The organism is Thauera sp. (genome assembly GCF_047601425.1).
Lineage (GTDB): Bacteria > Pseudomonadota > Gammaproteobacteria > Burkholderiales > Rhodocyclaceae > Thauera.
The window spans coordinates 1,209,404-1,223,873 of record NZ_JASGJL010000001.1 but is presented as its reverse complement, the minus strand read 5'-3'; the positions used below and the strand labels follow the sequence as shown (position 1 = coordinate 1,223,873).

General features: G+C 65.4%; 14 protein-coding genes, 2 tRNA genes and 1 pseudogene. 13 read left to right on the top strand and 4 right to left on the bottom strand.

Going from position 1 to position 14,470, the window contains the following annotated elements; translation table 11 throughout:
• Positions 1-20: 20 nt before the first annotated feature.
• Genes QM748_RS05895 through dnaQ form a run of 3 tightly spaced genes read left to right on the top strand, consistent with a single transcriptional unit; the run spans position 21 to position 1,966 of the window.
• Positions 21-749, top strand: coding sequence for a class I SAM-dependent methyltransferase (locus tag QM748_RS05895; RefSeq protein ID WP_415246102.1), 729 nt, complete (start codon positions 21-23; stop codon positions 747-749).
• Positions 750-1,208, top strand: a complete 459-nt coding sequence (gene rnhA / locus QM748_RS05890; protein WP_415246101.1) for a ribonuclease HI — start codon at positions 750-752, stop codon at positions 1,206-1,208. It abuts the gene before it with no gap.
• Between the two features lie 35 nt (positions 1,209-1,243).
• Positions 1,244-1,966, top strand: a complete 723-nt coding sequence (gene dnaQ, locus QM748_RS05885; RefSeq protein ID WP_415246100.1) for a DNA polymerase III subunit epsilon — start codon at positions 1,244-1,246, stop codon at positions 1,964-1,966.
• 18 nt (positions 1,967-1,984) lie between these two features.
• Here dnaQ and QM748_RS05880 read toward each other — a convergent pair whose 3' ends face one another.
• The 4 genes and pseudogenes from QM748_RS05880 to pgi all read right to left on the bottom strand — a co-directional run bounded on the left by QM748_RS05880 (position 1,985) and on the right by pgi (position 8,009).
• Entirely contained in the window at positions 1,985-2,755 is a 771-nt protein-coding gene (locus QM748_RS05880) for a spermidine synthase (RefSeq protein ID WP_415246099.1), read from the bottom strand.
• Positions 2,756-2,762: 7 nt separating this feature from the next.
• Positions 2,763-5,396 carry a DNA mismatch repair protein MutS gene (gene mutS, locus QM748_RS05875; protein WP_415246098.1) on the bottom strand — a complete coding sequence of 878 codons (2,634 nt, stop codon included), beginning with the start codon at positions 5,394-5,396 and terminating at the stop codon, positions 2,763-2,765.
• Between the two features lie 102 nt (positions 5,397-5,498).
• Positions 5,499-6,291 (bottom strand): annotated as a pseudogene (map, locus tag QM748_RS05870) (type I methionyl aminopeptidase).
• Positions 6,291-8,009: a glucose-6-phosphate isomerase gene (pgi, locus tag QM748_RS05865; RefSeq protein ID WP_415246097.1), complete on the bottom strand. Its 1,719-nt coding sequence runs from the start codon at positions 8,007-8,009 to the stop codon at positions 6,291-6,293. Before pgi ends, map begins: the two are co-directional and overlap by 1 nt.
• Before the next feature lie 295 nt (positions 8,010-8,304).
• Here pgi and pgsA point away from each other — a divergent pair, with 295 nt between their 5' ends.
• The 10 genes from pgsA (at position 8,305) to hscB (ending at position 14,464) form a co-directional block, all read left to right on the top strand.
• Positions 8,305-8,883: a CDP-diacylglycerol--glycerol-3-phosphate 3-phosphatidyltransferase gene (gene pgsA, locus QM748_RS05860; protein WP_415246096.1), complete on the top strand. Its 579-nt coding sequence runs from the start codon at positions 8,305-8,307 to the stop codon at positions 8,881-8,883.
• 71 nt (positions 8,884-8,954) lie between these two features.
• Positions 8,955-9,030 (top strand) — tRNA-Gly (locus QM748_RS05855).
• 42 nt (positions 9,031-9,072) lie between these two features.
• Positions 9,073-9,146 (top strand) — tRNA-Cys (locus tag QM748_RS05850).
• A 204-nt stretch (positions 9,147-9,350) separates the two neighbouring features.
• Complete coding sequence (gene cysE / locus QM748_RS05845) at positions 9,351-10,106, top strand: serine O-acetyltransferase (RefSeq protein WP_415246095.1); 756 nt, start codon at positions 9,351-9,353, stop codon at positions 10,104-10,106.
• Positions 10,107-10,235: 129 nt separating this feature from the next.
• Positions 10,236-10,718, top strand: coding sequence for a Fe-S cluster assembly transcriptional regulator IscR (iscR, locus tag QM748_RS05840; protein WP_415246094.1), 483 nt, complete (start codon positions 10,236-10,238; stop codon positions 10,716-10,718).
• A gap of 8 nt (positions 10,719-10,726) precedes the next feature.
• Positions 10,727-11,890: a cysteine desulfurase family protein gene (locus QM748_RS05835; protein ID WP_415246093.1), complete on the top strand. Its 1,164-nt coding sequence runs from the start codon at positions 10,727-10,729 to the stop codon at positions 11,888-11,890.
• Between the two features lie 55 nt (positions 11,891-11,945).
• Positions 11,946-13,154, top strand: a complete 1,209-nt coding sequence (locus tag QM748_RS05830; protein WP_415248026.1) for an IscS subfamily cysteine desulfurase — start codon at positions 11,946-11,948, stop codon at positions 13,152-13,154.
• Positions 13,155-13,193: 39 nt separating this feature from the next.
• Positions 13,194-13,577 (top strand): Fe-S cluster assembly scaffold IscU, encoded by a 384-nt coding sequence (iscU, locus tag QM748_RS05825; RefSeq protein WP_341644678.1) that lies wholly within the window; start codon positions 13,194-13,196, stop codon positions 13,575-13,577.
• A 25-nt stretch (positions 13,578-13,602) separates the two neighbouring features.
• Complete coding sequence (iscA, locus tag QM748_RS05820; protein ID WP_415246092.1) at positions 13,603-13,926, top strand: iron-sulfur cluster assembly protein IscA; 324 nt, start codon at positions 13,603-13,605, stop codon at positions 13,924-13,926.
• Positions 13,927-13,930: 4 nt separating this feature from the next.
• Entirely contained in the window at positions 13,931-14,464 is a 534-nt protein-coding gene (hscB, locus tag QM748_RS05815; protein WP_415246091.1) for a Fe-S protein assembly co-chaperone HscB, read from the top strand.
• The last annotated feature ends 6 nt before the right edge of the window (positions 14,465-14,470 follow it).

Below are 14,470 nucleotides of genomic sequence, written 5' to 3'. Positions count from 1 at the left end.
TTGTGGAAGTCTGGTCGCCGATGTCAATGCCCGATCTCTCCGCGTGGCTGGAAACGCCGCCGGGGCAGTACCTGCTCGAATGGGAGCGAACCGAGCTGGAGCGCATGGTGGCGGACATCTTCGGCTACCGGGCGGTCCAGATCGGCTTGCCCGGGCTGGATCTGTTGGCGGCCAACCGCATGCCTTTCCGCTTCACCTGCGCCCGTTCGGGGGCTGCAGCGGTGCTGGCGAACGAGTTCGAGCTGCCTTTCGCCAGCGCGAGCATCGATCTGGTGCTGATGCCGCACGTGCTGGAGTTTTCCGCCGACCCGCATCGCGTGCTGCGCGAGGTGGAGCGTGTGCTGGTGCCTGAAGGGAGCGTTGTGCTGAGCGGGCTGAATCCGATCAGCCTGTGGGGCCTGCGCCGGCTGGCAGCGCGTCGGGACGGCGTGCTGCCGTGGCGGGGCCAGTATCGGTCGGCGATGCGCATCAAGGACTGGCTGAAGCTGCTCGGCTTCGAGGTGCAGGAGGTCGAGTCCGGCTGCCATGTTCCGGCCCTGGCCAGTGCGCCGTGGCTTGAGCGCCTGCGCTGGATGGATCGGGCCGGCGCACGCTGGTGGCCGTTGCTGGGCGGGGCCTATCTGATGCATGGCGTGAAGCGGGTGCAGGGCATGCGCCTGATCACGCCCAAGTGGCGCGAACGCAAGGCGGCCGCCAAACGAATTTCCGTCGTTGCCCAGCGCAACGGCGGCACGAGGAAAACGACATAGATGGAAGAAGTGGATATCTACACCGACGGTGCCTGCAGCGGTAATCCGGGGCCGGGCGGCTGGGGCGCGATCCTGCGGTCGGGTGCGCACGAGAAGGAAATCTGGGGCGGCGAGCCGGCGACGACCAACAACCGCATGGAACTGCTGGCGGTGATCCGCGCGCTCGAGGCACTGAAGCGGCCGGTGACGGCGCGAGTGCATACCGACAGCCAGTACGTGCAGAAAGGCATCTCGGAGTGGATCCATGGCTGGAAAGCGCGCGGCTGGAAGACGGCTTCGAAGGAGCCGGTCAAGAATGCCGACCTGTGGCGTGCGCTGGACGCCGCGCAGGCAAAGCATCAGGTCAAGTGGCTGTGGGTGAAGGGCCATGCCGGCCATGTGGAGAACGAGCGTGCGGATGCGCTGGCGCGGCGCGGCGTGGATGCCGTGCGCAAGAGCGGCGGTGCCGTCCACTCCTGAGACTGGCCAGAAAAAACTGAAAGAAGGGAAAGAACATGCGACAGATCGTGCTCGATACCGAAACCACCGGCCTGGATTGGCGCAACGGTGATCGCGTCATCGAAATCGGCTGTGTCGAGTTGCTGAACCGCAACCTCACCGGCCGCCATTTCCACGTTTACCTGAATCCGGAGCGCGGCATCGATGCCGAGGCGGTTGCGGTGCACGGCATCACCGAGGAGTTTCTCGCCGACAAGCCCAAGTTCGCCGAGGTTGCCGCCGATTTCGAGGAGTTCGTCCGCGATGCCGAACTGGTCATCCACAACGCCAGTTTCGACGTCGGCTTCCTGAACAATGAGTTGAGCCTGCTCCGACGGGACAAGCTCGACCGCCTGTGCGCAGGCGTCATCGATACGCTTAAGCTCGCCAAGGAGCAGAACCCGGGCAAGAAGGCTTCGCTCGACGCCTTGTGCGACCGCTACGAGATCGACAACGGCCACCGCGAGCTGCACGGCGCGTTGCTGGATGCGGAACTGCTGGCCGAAGTCTATCTGGCGATGACTCGCGGCCAGGAAAGCCTGATCATGGCGCTCGAGGACGACGAGCCTGCCAACCGCGCCGTGGATGCAGGTGGCGCACCGAAGGTACGCGTGGCGGTGAAGGTGCTGCGCGCTTCCGACGACGAGCTGCAGGCGCACGACAGCGTGCTGGCCGACATTGCCAAGGCCAACAAGGGGCTGTGCCTGTGGCTGCCGCCCGAGGAGCCGGCGGCGGCCTGAGTTGCCGTGCCGGGCGGCCTATAGCAGCAGGCTGCCGCCCGGCACGCTGCCTGACTGCTCCAGGCGGGTGATCGTCGGGCCGAGGTCGAGGCCGGTTGCAGCTTTAAGCAGGCGGGCGCGCTCGCGCAGCTCGGCCAGCGGGCGTTCGATCGGCTCGCCATCGGCGGCGAAGGCGACGACATTGCCGCTGTCGCAGGAAGGAAAGGCGACGACGCGGTCGTCGAAGGCTTTTTGCAGGCGCTCGAGACTGGCCTTGTAGCCGCGCGAGCGGCCGAACAGGTTGACCGCCATCAGGCCCTGGCTGGACAGGCGCGAGCGTACCGCCTGGTAGAAGGGCAGGGTGTCGAGCGCCCCGGCGCGGGCATTGCGGTCGAAGCCGTCGACCAAGATGTAGTCCCAGCTCTCGTCCTTTTCCAGCACGTATTGCGCGCCGCAGCCGATGTGGATCGAGAAGCGCGCGTCCTCGGCCGGCAGCTTGAAGAACTGGCGCGCGGCGACCACCACCGCAGGTGCGATCTCGACCACCCTGATCCGCGCCTGCGGGCAGTGGTGATGGACGAACTTCGCCAGCGAGGCAGCGCCGAGGCCGATGATCAGTACCTTCTTCGGCCAATGGCCGGCGTCCTCGGCGAGGCCATCGCGCAGCAGCAGGCCGGCCATCATCTCACGGGTGTAGGCCAGCTCCAGCGCATTGGGCTTGCGGATGCGCATCGCGCCCTGCACCCAGTCCGAGCCGAAGTGCAGGTAGCGCACGCCGGCTTCTTCGGAAATGTCGATCGGTGTGTTCATGCTCGGCTCACGAAGCCAGGCGCTTCAGCGCGTACAGGCGCTCGAGAGCTTCGCGCGGCGTCAGCGCATCGGGGTCGAGGGCGGCGAGCTCGGTCAGCACCGGGTGCGACAGCGGCTCGGCTTCCGGCTCGGGCAGCGAGGCGAAGAGGTCGGCCTGCGGCCCGGCGTGGATCTCGCGGTTCTCCAGCGTGCGCAGGCGGCGGCGGGCGTCGCGGATCACCGGCGCGGGGATGCCGGCCAGCGCGGCGACCTCGATCCCGTAGCTCTGGCTCGCCGGGCCTTCCTCCAGCGCGTGCAGGAAGACGATGCGGTGGCCGTGCTCGACGGCGTCGAGGTGCACGTTGGCGCACTCGGGGTAGTCGGCATTGAGCCGGGTCAGCTCGAAGTAGTGGGTGGCGAACAGCGTCAGGCTGCGGTTCCTTTCCAGCAGTTGGCGGGCGATTGCGGCGGCCAGCGCGAGACCGTCGAAGGTCGAGGTGCCGCGGCCGATCTCGTCCATCAGCACCAGGCTGTGCTCGGTGGCGCCATGCAGGATGGCGGCGGCTTCGGTCATCTCGACCATGAAGGTCGAACGCCCCGAGGCGAGATCGTCCGAGGCGCCGATGCGGGTGAAGATCGCATCCAGCGGGCCGAGTTCGGCAGCATCCGCCGGCACGAAGCTGCCGACGTGGGCGAGCAGGCAGATCAGCGCCACCTGGCGCATGAAGGTCGATTTACCGCCCATGTTGGGACCGGTGATCATCAGCATGCGGCGGGTGGCCGCCAAGCGTGCGTCGTTGCGGATGAAGTTCTCGACCTGGCGCTCGACCACCGGATGGCGGCCGCCGGCGATGTCCACACCCGGGGTGTCGCGGAAGCGCGGGCGGACGTAGCCGTAGCGCAGCGCGGCTTCGGCGAAGGCGGCGAGGCCGTCGAGCAGCGCCAGTGCGCGGGCGATGCGTTGCAGGACCGGGATGTGGCCGGCCAGGGTGTCGAGGATCGCCTCGTACAGCAGCTTTTCGCGCGCGAGTGCGCGCTCCTGCGCCGACAAGGCCTTGTCCTCGAAAGCCTTCAGTTCGGGCGTGATGTAGCGTTCGGCATTCTTCAGCGTCTGGCGGCGGCGGTAGTCGTCCGGCACCTTTTCGCTGTTGGCGCGGCTGACTTCGATGTAGAAGCCATGCACGCGGTTGAACTCCACCTTCAGGTTGGGGATGCCGCTGCGTTCACGCTCGCGTGCTTCGAGCGCCAGCAGAAATTCGCCGCAGTTGTTCTGGATGTTGCGCAGTTCGTCCAGCTCGGCATCGTAGCCGGCGGCGATCACGCCGCCGTCGCGCACCATCGCGGCGGGTTCGGCGGCGATCGCGCGTTGCAGCAGTTCGAGCGCATCGGGGGCGATTTGCAGCGCGTCGCGGATCTCGCCCAGCAGCGGTGTGCCGCAGCCGTGCAGCGCGGCGCCCAGTTCCGGCAGCCGGGCTAGGCTTTCGCGCAAGGCGGACAGGTCGCGCGGCCGAGCGCTGCGCAGCGCGATGCGGGCGGTGATGCGATCGACGTCGGCAACGCCGCGCAGCGCGGCGCGCACGGCGGCGGTGTTGCGGCCGCTGCGCTCGTCGCCATGATGGGCCGCCTCTTCGCCGAGGCCGGCGGAAAAACCTTCCACCAGTTCCGCCACCGCGGCCTGGCGCATGGCCGGCACGCTGCGGTCGCGCAGCGGATGGTGCAGGGCATGGCGCAGCCAGCGCGAACCCATGCTGGTGATGCAGGTGTCGAGCAGCGACAGCAGCGTCGGCGAGGCTTCGCCGCGAAGTGTTTCGGTCAGTTCCAGGTTGCGCCGGGTGGCGGCGTCCAGCCGCAGGTATTCGGACTCACGCTCGACGGCGAGGCCGGTGACGTGGGCGAGTGTCTGGCGCTGGGTAGCCTGGGCATAGTCGTACAGCGCCGCTGCCGCGCCGAGCGCGACCTGCTGGTCTTCGACGCCGAAGCCGACCAGGTCGCGGGTGCCGAAATGCGTGGTCAGCAGCCGGGTGCCCGTCGCGGCGTCGAACTGCCAGTCGGCCAGCCGGCGCAGTGTCGGCGCGAGGGTGTCGAGCAGGGGCAGCGCCAGGCCGTCGGGGATCAGCACTTCGGCCGGGCGCAGGCGCTCGAACTGCGCCTGCAGGGTTTCGGTCGGGCACTGCATCAGGCGGAAGTCGCCGTTGGCGAGGTTCAGCCAGGCCAGGCCGAGCACGCCACGATGCAGGTTGGCCGCCAGCAGCAAGGCATCGCGGCGGTCGTCGAGCAGCGCGGCGTCGGTCAGCGTGCCGGGGGTGACGATGCGGCTGACGGCCCGCTCCATCGGGCCCTTGGTGGCGCCGGGCTCGCCAACCTGCTCGGCAATGACCACCGCCTCGCCGAGCTTGACCAGCCGTGCGAGGTATTGCTCGACGGCATGGAAAGGTACGCCCGCCATCCTGATCGGCTGCCCGCTGGATTGCCCGCGCGTGGTCAGCGTGATGTCGAGAAGGCGCGCGGCCTTCTCCGCATCGTCGAAGAACAGCTCGTAGAAATCGCCCATGCGGTAGAACAGCAAGGTGTCGGGGTGCTGCTTCTTGATGCGCAGGTACTGCTGCATCATCGGCGTATGGGTGGCGATTTCGGCTTCGGTGAGCGGCGATGTCTTTTGCATTTCTTGCTGTCTGGGGCCCTGGCATTCGGCAGCGCAAGAGGAAGGCGGCGGCCTCCCGATAAGCGCGGATGGGGCCGAATCTTAGCAGGCGGACGGACTGGATCAGATCGTCGGGTAGTCGCCCGTGCCTTCGGGCCAGGGCGTCAGGACCTCGAAACCGTCCGGCGTGACGGCCACCATGTGCTCCCACTGGGCTGACAGCGAGTGGTCCCTGGTGACGACGGTCCAGCCGTCGGCCAGCGTCCGGGTCTCCGCGCTTGCCGGCATTGATCATCGGTTCGATGGTGAACACCATGCCCGGCTCGAGCCGCAGGCCTTCGCCGCGGCGGCCGTAGTGCAGTACTTGCGGGGCATCGTGGTAGATCTTGCCGATGCCATGGCCGCAGTATTCGCGGACGACGGAAAAGTGCTCACGGTGCGCCACGGTCTGGATCGCGTGGCCGACGTCGCCCAGCGTGGCGCCCGGACGCACGGCGCGGATGCCCGCAGCCATCGCTTCGTAGGTGGTGTACACCAGGCGGCGCGCCAGCGGGCCGGGTTCGCCGACGAAATACATCCGGCTGGTGTCGCCGTACCAGCCGTCCTTGATGATGGCGACGTCGATGTTGATGATGTCGCCCTTTTTGAGAACCTTGGCGGGCGAGGGGATGCCGTGGCAGATCACGTGATTGACCGAGGTGCAGACGGTCTTGGGAAAGCCGTGGTAGCCGATGTTGGCGGGAATGGCGCCCTGCACATCGACGATGTGGTCGTGGCAGATGCGGTCGAGTTCTTCGGTGCTGACGCCCGGTTTGACATGGGGCGCCACGACGCTCAGCACTTCGGCTGCCAGGTGGCCGGCGGCGCGCGACAGCGCGATTTCTTCGGCTGACTTGATGGAAACCGTACTGTTCATCAGGCGTGTTTCTGCTCCATGTGTCGTGCAGCCGGCTCCCCGCCGTGCTGCCCTCGTGTTGTGTACTTGCGGTAAAGGGCGATGAGGCCCGCAGTGCTGGTGTCGTGGTGGTGGAGATCGGCGGGGGCGGCGAGATCGTCCAGCACCCGGGTGCCGAGTTGCTTGCCGAGCTCCACGCCCCACTGGTCGAAGGAATTGAGGCCCCATATCACTCCCTGCACGAAGGTGCGGTGCTCGTAGAGCGCGATCAGCGCGCCAAGGGCGAAGGGGTCGAGGCGCTCCATCAGCAGGGTATTGCTGGGGCGGTTGCCGGGGAAAATGCGATGCGGCAGCAGGGAGCGGATGCGCTCGTCGGCGAGGCCAGTGGCCCGCATTTCGGCTTCGGCTTCCTCCGCAGCTTTGCCGCACATCAGGGCTTCGGCCTGTGCGACCATGTTGGCAAAGGCGATGCGATGATGGTGCTCCAGGCCAGCGTCGGGTTTCAGTACGCCGATGAAATCGACCGGGACGAGCTGGCTGCCTTGATGCAGCATCTGGAAATAGGCGTGCTGGCCGTTGTCGCCGCATTCCCCCCAGATCACCGGGCTGGTCTGGCAATTCACCGGATGCCCGTCTTTTCCGACAGATTTGCCGTTCGATTCCATGTCGAGCTGCTGCAGGAAGGCGGGCAGGCGGTGCAGGCGCTGGTGGTAGGGTGCGATGAGCTGACTGGCGGCGCCGAGGAAATCGACGTTCCAGATGCCCAGCAGCGCCATGATCACGGGAAGGTTGTGCTCGAACGGCGCGTTGACGAAATGCCGGTCCATGGCGTGTGCGCCGGCCAGCAGTTCGTCGAAACCTGTCGCACCGATCTGCAGCACGATGGGCAGGCCGATGGCACTCCACAGCGAGTAGCGTCCGCCGACCCAGTCCCAGAAGCCGAACATGTGGTCGTGGGCGATGCCGAAGTTCGCAACGGCGTCGGCATTGGTGGATACCGCGACGAAGTGGCGGGGGATCGCTGCTTCGCTGCCTGTGTGCTCGATCAGCCAGTTGCGTGCGGTATGAGCGTTGGTCAGCGTTTCCTGGGTGGTGAAAGTCTTTGAGGCGACGACGAACAGCGTGGTTCCGGGATCGACCGTACGCAGCACGTCGTTGATCTGCACACCGTCCACATTCGAGACGAAATGCATGCGCAGGCGCGGATGGGCGTCGTGTTTCAGCGCTGCGCAGACCATCAGCGGACCGAGGTCGGAGCCGCCGATGCCGATGTTGACAATATCCGTGATGGCGCGCCCGTCGTACCCGCGCCAGTTGCCGTCTCGCACGGCTTCGGCGAAGCGGTAGGTACGCTCGCGCACCGCCGCGATGTCGGCAACGACATTGCGGCCGTCCAGCATTACCTGGTCGTCTGCCGGCCGGCGCAAGGCAGTGTGCAGTACGGCGCGGTTCTCCGTGACGTTGATACGGTCGCCGCTGAACATTGCCGCGCGCTGCCCGGCCAGGTCTGCTTCGCGTGCCAGGGCATAGAGCAGTGACAAGGTTTTTTCGGTGGCGAGATTTTTCGAATAGTCGAGAAACAGACCGCAAGCCTCGGCCTGCATGTGTGCCGCGCGGGCGGGGTCTGCAGCGAACAGTTGTTTGAGGCGGCATTCGCCGATTTCCCCGCGATGGGCAAGCAAGGCCTGCCAGGCCGGGGATGCAGCGGGGGCGGGATGCGAGGTCGGATAACTGATCATCGATGCATCGAAGGGAAGTCGTGCGAGCAGGGGCGGAAGCAGCCAGCATTGTGCCTGTTTGCTGCGCCATGGCCTACCCCGATGGGATTGCTCGAGGCGATCTCTGTTGCGGGCCTGTCGGCATGAGCTTTTTGTAACAGCTGCGGCTGCCGCGATGCGCGGCACTCTACGCGAGTTGCTCCGTTGCAGGCCGTAACCAGTTGTTGGCCGGTCTCGGGATGCCTCTCCCCGAGCCTGGCGGGGGCACTGATATACTCGCGCCAATCTTCATTTCAGCCCCGGCTCTTCTACCGGCATGCCACTCAATATTCCCAATTCCCTGACTTGGGCCCGCATCGTACTGATTCCGATCTTCGTCGGCGTGTTCTACCTGCCGGACAGCATGTTGTCCGTACCCGGCAAGAACCTGGTTGCGACTCTGCTGTTTGCCGCTGCGGCGGTCACCGACTGGTTCGATGGCTACCTCGCCCGCGCGCTCGGCCAGACCTCGGCCTTCGGTGCCTTTCTGGATCCGGTCGCCGACAAGCTGATGGTGGCTGCGGCGCTGATCCTGCTGGTCGAACTGTCGCGCGTCGATGCGATCATCGCCGTGATCATCATTGGCCGCGAGATCACCATTTCTGCGCTGCGCGAGTGGATGGCACGGGTCGGCAAGTCCGCCAGCGTGGCCGTGGCCTACATCGGCAAGCTCAAGACCGCCGCGCAGATGGCGGCGATCCCGCTGCTGCTGTACGACGCTCCGCTGCTGTCCATCGACGTCCGTACACTGGGCAACGTGCTGCTCTACGTGGCCGCTGCATTGACCCTGTGGTCGATGGGCTACTACTTGCAGCGAGCCATTCCGCTGCTGACGGCCGAGCAGGGCGAAAAGTAGTGGAGCAGGTTGGAAGGATATTCCGTGCTTGACAGCACGAAATCGCCGCCTATAATGGCGCTCTTTCCCGGGCGGGAATAGCTCAGTTGGTAGAGCGCAACCTTGCCAAGGTTGAGGTCGCGAGTTCGAGACTCGTTTCCCGCTCCAAAAATTCTGGTGGCAGACCACGGTTTGCCGCACAAGCCTAAAGGCGCGATGGCAGAGTGGTTATGCAGCGGCCTGCAAAGCCGTGTACCCCGGTTCGATTCCGAGTCGCGCCTCCATAAATAGCAGTTGATTCAAGCATATAGCCCGCCGAGTGCGGGCTTTTTGTTGTTTACGGCCGGAGTGGATGGAGTGTGCTGCGGCCGTTTCAAGTTTGTCGCTAAGTCGATTAAAATCGTCGGGAATTCGGGTTCGGCCTCGGGCTGTAGCTGACTTCCCTCGCTTCGTCCTTTCGTCCAACTTATCCGGGAGTTCGCCTCAAAATGTTCAGCTATCTGCGTGAAGATCTGGCCAGCGTTCGCGAACGCGATCCTGCAGCCCGCTCCACGTTCGAGGTGCTGACCTGTTACCCGGGTATCCATGCGCTGATGTTCCATCGCCTTGCTCATGGGGCGTGGCGTCGGCAATGGTTCTGGCTGGGGCGCTTCATCAGCCACATCAGTCGTTTTCTCACCGGCATCGAGATCCATCCCGGCGCGGTCATCGGCAGGCGGGTCTTCATCGATCACGGCATGGGCGTGGTCATCGGCGAGACGGCCGAGATCGGCGACGATTGCACAATCTATCAGGCCGTGACCCTGGGCGGGACTTCGCTGTACCGCGGCACCAAGCGCCATCCGACGCTGGGCAAGGGTGTGGTGGTCGGCGCCGGCGCCAAGGTGCTGGGTGGCTTCACCGTCGGCGACGGCGCCAAGATCGGCTCGAATGCGGTGGTCGTGAAGCCGGTGCCGGCAGGCGCGACTGCAGTCGGCAATCCGGCCAGGGTCATCGATGCCGAGCGTGATGCGCAACGTGAGCAGAAGGCGGAGCAGATGGGCTTCAGTGCCTATGGGGTCACGCGCGACATGGACGACCCCGTGTCCAAGGCGCTGCACGGCCTGCTGGATCATGCGGTCGAAACCGACCGCCGCCTGCAGGCGATGGCCGCCCGGCTCGAGGCCGCAGGCCTGCAACTCGATTCATCGATCGAGGCAAAGGACGATTTCGATGCTTCCCGTCTGTCGCGGATGGTGGATTGAAGCCATTGTGAGCGCTCCATATAGTTGACCGTTTTTGTCGGGTTAAGTATAGTTGACCGAAACGTTCGGGTATTCAGGATGCATGGTGTCCTTGCCCGGGCGGCTCAATGGTTTCGGAGAGATGATGCGATGAGATTGACAACCAAGGGACGTTTCGCCGTGACGGCGATGATCGATCTGGCCGCACGCCAGGACGACGGTCCGGTGACGCTGGCAGGCATTGCCGAGCGGCAGAAGATCTCGCTGTCCTATCTCGAGCAATTGTTCGGCAAGCTGCGCCGCCACGATCTGGTCAGCAGCGTGCGTGGCCCGGGTGGCGGTTATCGCCTGGTGCGCGGCATGGACGACATCACGGTGGCAGACATCATCATCGCCGTGGATGAACCGCTGGATGCCACGCAGTGTGGTGGCAAGCAGAACTGCCATGATGCGCAGCGCTGCATGACGCATGATCTGTGGTCCAATCTGAACAAACGCATGTACGCCTATCTGGATTCGGTGACCTTGCGTGCGCTCGTCGAGCGCCAGATCAAGCCGGATGCCGACATGGCGGTCCTGAAAAACATCCGCCGCCGCGCCACCCTGCGAGCGCGCGAAATAGCGGCAGCTTGAGGGGCGGGATGAGTTTTGCCCCGGTCTATCTCGACTGGAACGCCACGACGCCGCTTGATCCGCAGGTGCGCGAAGCCATGCTGCCCTGGCTGGGGGCTGCCGAGCCGATCCGTTTCGGCAACGCGTCGAGCAGGCATGAGTACGGCAGGCAGGCGCGCGCGGCAGTCGATGAGGCGCGTGCCCGCGTGGCCGCAGCGGTCGGCGCACATTCCACCGAGGTTATCTTCACCAGCGGTGGCTCGGAAGCGAACAATCTGTTCCTGAAAGGTGCGGCTGCCTGTTTGAGGCCAGGCACGCTGGCCATCAGTGCGATCGAGCATCCCTGTGTGCGGGAGCCGGCGAAGCAGATGCAGCGGGCTGGCTGGGCGCTGAAGGAAATCGCGGTTGACGCGGATGGCGTGATCGACGCCACCGATTGGGCGGTGGCGCTGCAGGCCAAACCGGCGCTGGTATCGGTGATGCTGGCCAACAATGAGACCGGCGTGCTGCAGGACATTGCCGCGCTGGCGGCCGAAGCGCGCGAGCAGGGCGCCAGGTTTCACACCGATGCGGTGCAGGCGCTGGGCAAGATCGAACTGGATTTCCGCGCGCTGGGCGTCAATGCGATGACGCTGTCGGCGCACAAGATCGGCGGTCCGCTCGGTGCGGGTGCGCTGGTGGTGGACAAGCGGGTCGAGCTTGCACCGCTGATCGCCGGCGGCGGACAGGAGCGCGGGCTGCGTTCCGGTACCGAGAACGTCGCCGCGATCGTCGGGTTCGGCCTGGCCTGCGAGCAGGCTGCCGCGCGCCGCGGGGCGGAAGCGGAGCGGCTGGCCGGCTTGCGCGGCGAAGTCGAGGCAGGCTTGGCCACGCTTGGCGCCACCGTGTTTTCACGGGCAGCGAAGCGCCTGCCGAATACGGTATTTTTCGCCTTCGACAACATCGATGGCGAGACCCTGGTGGGCAAGCTGGACCGTGCGGGTTTTGCCTGCGCCAGCGGCTCGGCCTGCTCGAGCGCCCAGCCCGAGCCGTCGCATACACTGCTGGCAATGGGCGTCGATCCGGCGGTGGCGCGCGGCGCGGTGCGCGTCAGCCTGGGGCGCACGACCACGGCGGACGAGGTGGCGCGTTTCGTCGCCACGCTGTCGCGCGTGGTCGAAGATTTGAGAACACTGGCGTCGGTGGCGGGCTGAGCCGCGACGTTCGAAACCTGATAACAAGACAACCCCTCTGCGGAGAGATGCAATGCTGAAGTTCCCGATCTACCTCGACTACTCTGCGACGACGCCGGTGGACCCGCGCGTGGCGGCGAAGATGATCCCGTGGCTGACCGAGCATTTCGGCAACCCGGCCAGCCGCTCGCACGCCTATGGCTGGGAAGCCGAGCAGGCGGTCGAGGAGGCGCGCGAGCAGGTCGCGGCGCTGGTCGGAGCCGACGCCAAGGAAATCGTCTGGACCTCGGGTGCGACCGAGTCGAACAACCTCGCGATCAAGGGCGCGGCGCATTTCTACCAGGGCAAGGGCAAGCACGTCATCACGGTCAAGACCGAGCACAAGGCGGTGCTCGACACCGTGCGCGAACTCGAGCGCGAAGGTTTCGAGGCGACCTACCTCGACGTGCAGGAAAACGGCCTGATCGACCTCGAGGTGCTGAAGGCGGTGATCCGTCCGGACACCATCCTGGTGTCGGTGATGTTCGTCAACAATGAAGTCGGCGTGGTGCAGCCGATCGCTGAAATCGGTGAAATCTGTCGCAGCAAGGGCATCGTCTTCCACGTCGATGCCGCGCAGGCCACCGGCAAGGTCGCCATCGACCTCGGCAGCCTGAAGGTCGACCTGATGAGCTTCTCCGCGCACAAGACCTACGGTCCCAAGGGCATCGGCGCGCTGTACGTGCGCCGCAAGCCGCGCGTGCGCCTCGAGGCGCAGATGCACGGCGGCGGCCACGAGCGCGGCATGCGCTCGGGCACGCTGGCGACTCACCAGATCGTCGGCATGGGCGAGGCCTTCCGCCTCGCGCGCGAGGAAATGGCGAGCGAGAACGAACGTATCCGCAAGCTGCGTGACAAACTGATGAACGGCCTGACCGGCATCGAGGCGACCTACGTCAATGGCGACCTCGAGCAGCGCGTGCCGCACAACCTGAACATTTCCTTCGCCTATGTCGAAGGCGAGTCGCTGATCATGGCGATCAAGGACATCGCGGTGTCCAGCGGCTCGGCCTGCACCTCGGCCAGCCTGGAGCCGTCCTACGTGCTGCGCGCCCTGGGCCGCAACGACGAGCTGGCGCACAGCTCGATCCGCTTCTCGATCGGCCGCTTCACCACCGAGGAAGAAGTCGATTTCACCATCGAGCTGCTGCGGAACAAGATCGGCAAGCTGCGCGAACTGTCGCCACTGTGGGAGATGTACAAGGAAGGCATCGACCTCGACGCGGTGCAGTGGGCTGCGCACTGAGCGCCAAAGAACAAAGACGGAAATCCCTGGAGAAACATCATGGCTTACAGCGACAAGGTCCTGGACCACTACGAAAACCCCCGCAACGTCGGCTCCTTCGGCAAGGACGAGGAAGGCGTGGCCACCGGCATGGTCGGCGCGCCCGCCTGTGGCGACGTCATGAAGCTGCAGATCAAGGTCGGCAAGGACGGCGTGATCGAGGACGCGAAGTTCAAGACCTACGGCTGCGGCTCGGCGATCGCGTCGAGCTCGCTCGTCACCGAATGGGTCAAGGGCAAGACGATCGACCAGGCCCTGGACATCAAGAACACCCAGATCGCCGAGGAGCTGGCGCTGCCGCCGGTCAAGATCCATTGCTCGATCCTGGCCGAGGATGCGATCAAGGCTGCCGTCGCCGACTATCGCAAGAAGCATCCGGCCTGAGCGGCCGCGAACAGGAGGCAAGATCATGAGCGTGACCCTGTCTGAAAACGCTGCGCGCCATGTGGCGAATTTCATCGCCAAGCGCGGCAAGGGCTTCGGCATCCGCCTCGGGGTGAAGACCTCGGGATGCTCGGGCATGGCCTACAAGCTCGAATTCGTCGACGACACCCAGGAAGAGGATCTGGTGTTCGACAGCCATGGCGTCAAGGTCGTGGTCGATCCGAAGAGTCTGGCCTATCTCGACGGCACCGAGCTGGATTTCGTCAAGGAAGGGCTGAACGAAGGCTTCAGGTTCAACAACCCGAACGTCAAGGATCAGTGCGGCTGCGGCGAGAGCTTCAACGTCTGACGGCATGAGCATCGATCTCAAGCAGGACCATTTCAGCCTGTTCGGCCTGCCGCGCAGTTACGCCCTGGACGAGGCGGCCCTCGAAGCCGCCTGGCACGGTCTGCAGTCCCAGGTCCATCCCGACCGCTACGCTCACCTGCCGGACGTCGACAAGCGCCGCGCGATGCAGTGGGCGACGCGCGTCAACGAGGGTTTCCAGACCTTGAAGAAGCCGCTCGCCCGTGCCCGCTACCTGCTGGAACTGGCCGGGGTGGATGTCGGCGCCGAAACCAACACCGCGATGTCGCCCGAGTTCCTGATGGAGCAGATGGAATGGCGCGAAGCGGTCGAGGAGGCGCGTGACGAGGGCGAAGTCGACGCGCTGGAACAGCTGCACATGCGCCTGCTGCGCCACGCCCGCGACGTGCGCGGCGAACTGGCGCGCCAACTCGACACCGACCACGACTACGCCCAGGCAGCCGACACCGTGCGCCGGCTGATGTTCATCGAAAAACTCCAGCACGAGATCGACGAAGCGCTGCTCGCGCTCGAAAGCTGAAAACGA

Bases quoted from the DNA above. Each gene is read 5' to 3' on its own strand.
- iscU (WP_341644678.1), top strand. From the start codon at position 13,194: ATGGCTTACAGCGACAAGGTCCTGGACCACTACGAAAACCCCCGCAAC.
- mutS (WP_415246098.1), bottom strand. From the start codon at position 5,396: ATGCAAAAGACATCGCCGCTCACCGAAGCCGAAATCGCCACCCATACG.
- iscR (WP_415246094.1), top strand. From the start codon at position 10,236: ATGAGATTGACAACCAAGGGACGTTTCGCCGTGACGGCGATGATCGAT.
- hscB (WP_415246091.1), top strand. From the start codon at position 13,931: ATGAGCATCGATCTCAAGCAGGACCATTTCAGCCTGTTCGGCCTGCCG.
- dnaQ (WP_415246100.1), top strand. From the start codon at position 1,244: ATGCGACAGATCGTGCTCGATACCGAAACCACCGGCCTGGATTGGCGC.
- iscA (WP_415246092.1), top strand. From the start codon at position 13,603: ATGAGCGTGACCCTGTCTGAAAACGCTGCGCGCCATGTGGCGAATTTC.
- QM748_RS05835 (WP_415246093.1), top strand. From the start codon at position 10,727: ATGAGTTTTGCCCCGGTCTATCTCGACTGGAACGCCACGACGCCGCTT.
- QM748_RS05880 (WP_415246099.1), bottom strand. From the start codon at position 2,755: ATGAACACACCGATCGACATTTCCGAAGAAGCCGGCGTGCGCTACCTG.
- QM748_RS05895 (WP_415246102.1), top strand. From the start codon at position 21: ATGTCAATGCCCGATCTCTCCGCGTGGCTGGAAACGCCGCCGGGGCAG.
- rnhA (WP_415246101.1), top strand. From the start codon at position 750: ATGGAAGAAGTGGATATCTACACCGACGGTGCCTGCAGCGGTAATCCG.
- cysE (WP_415246095.1), top strand. From the start codon at position 9,351: ATGTTCAGCTATCTGCGTGAAGATCTGGCCAGCGTTCGCGAACGCGAT.
- pgi (WP_415246097.1), bottom strand. From the start codon at position 8,009: ATGATCAGTTATCCGACCTCGCATCCCGCCCCCGCTGCATCCCCGGCC.
- pgsA (WP_415246096.1), top strand. From the start codon at position 8,305: ATGCCACTCAATATTCCCAATTCCCTGACTTGGGCCCGCATCGTACTG.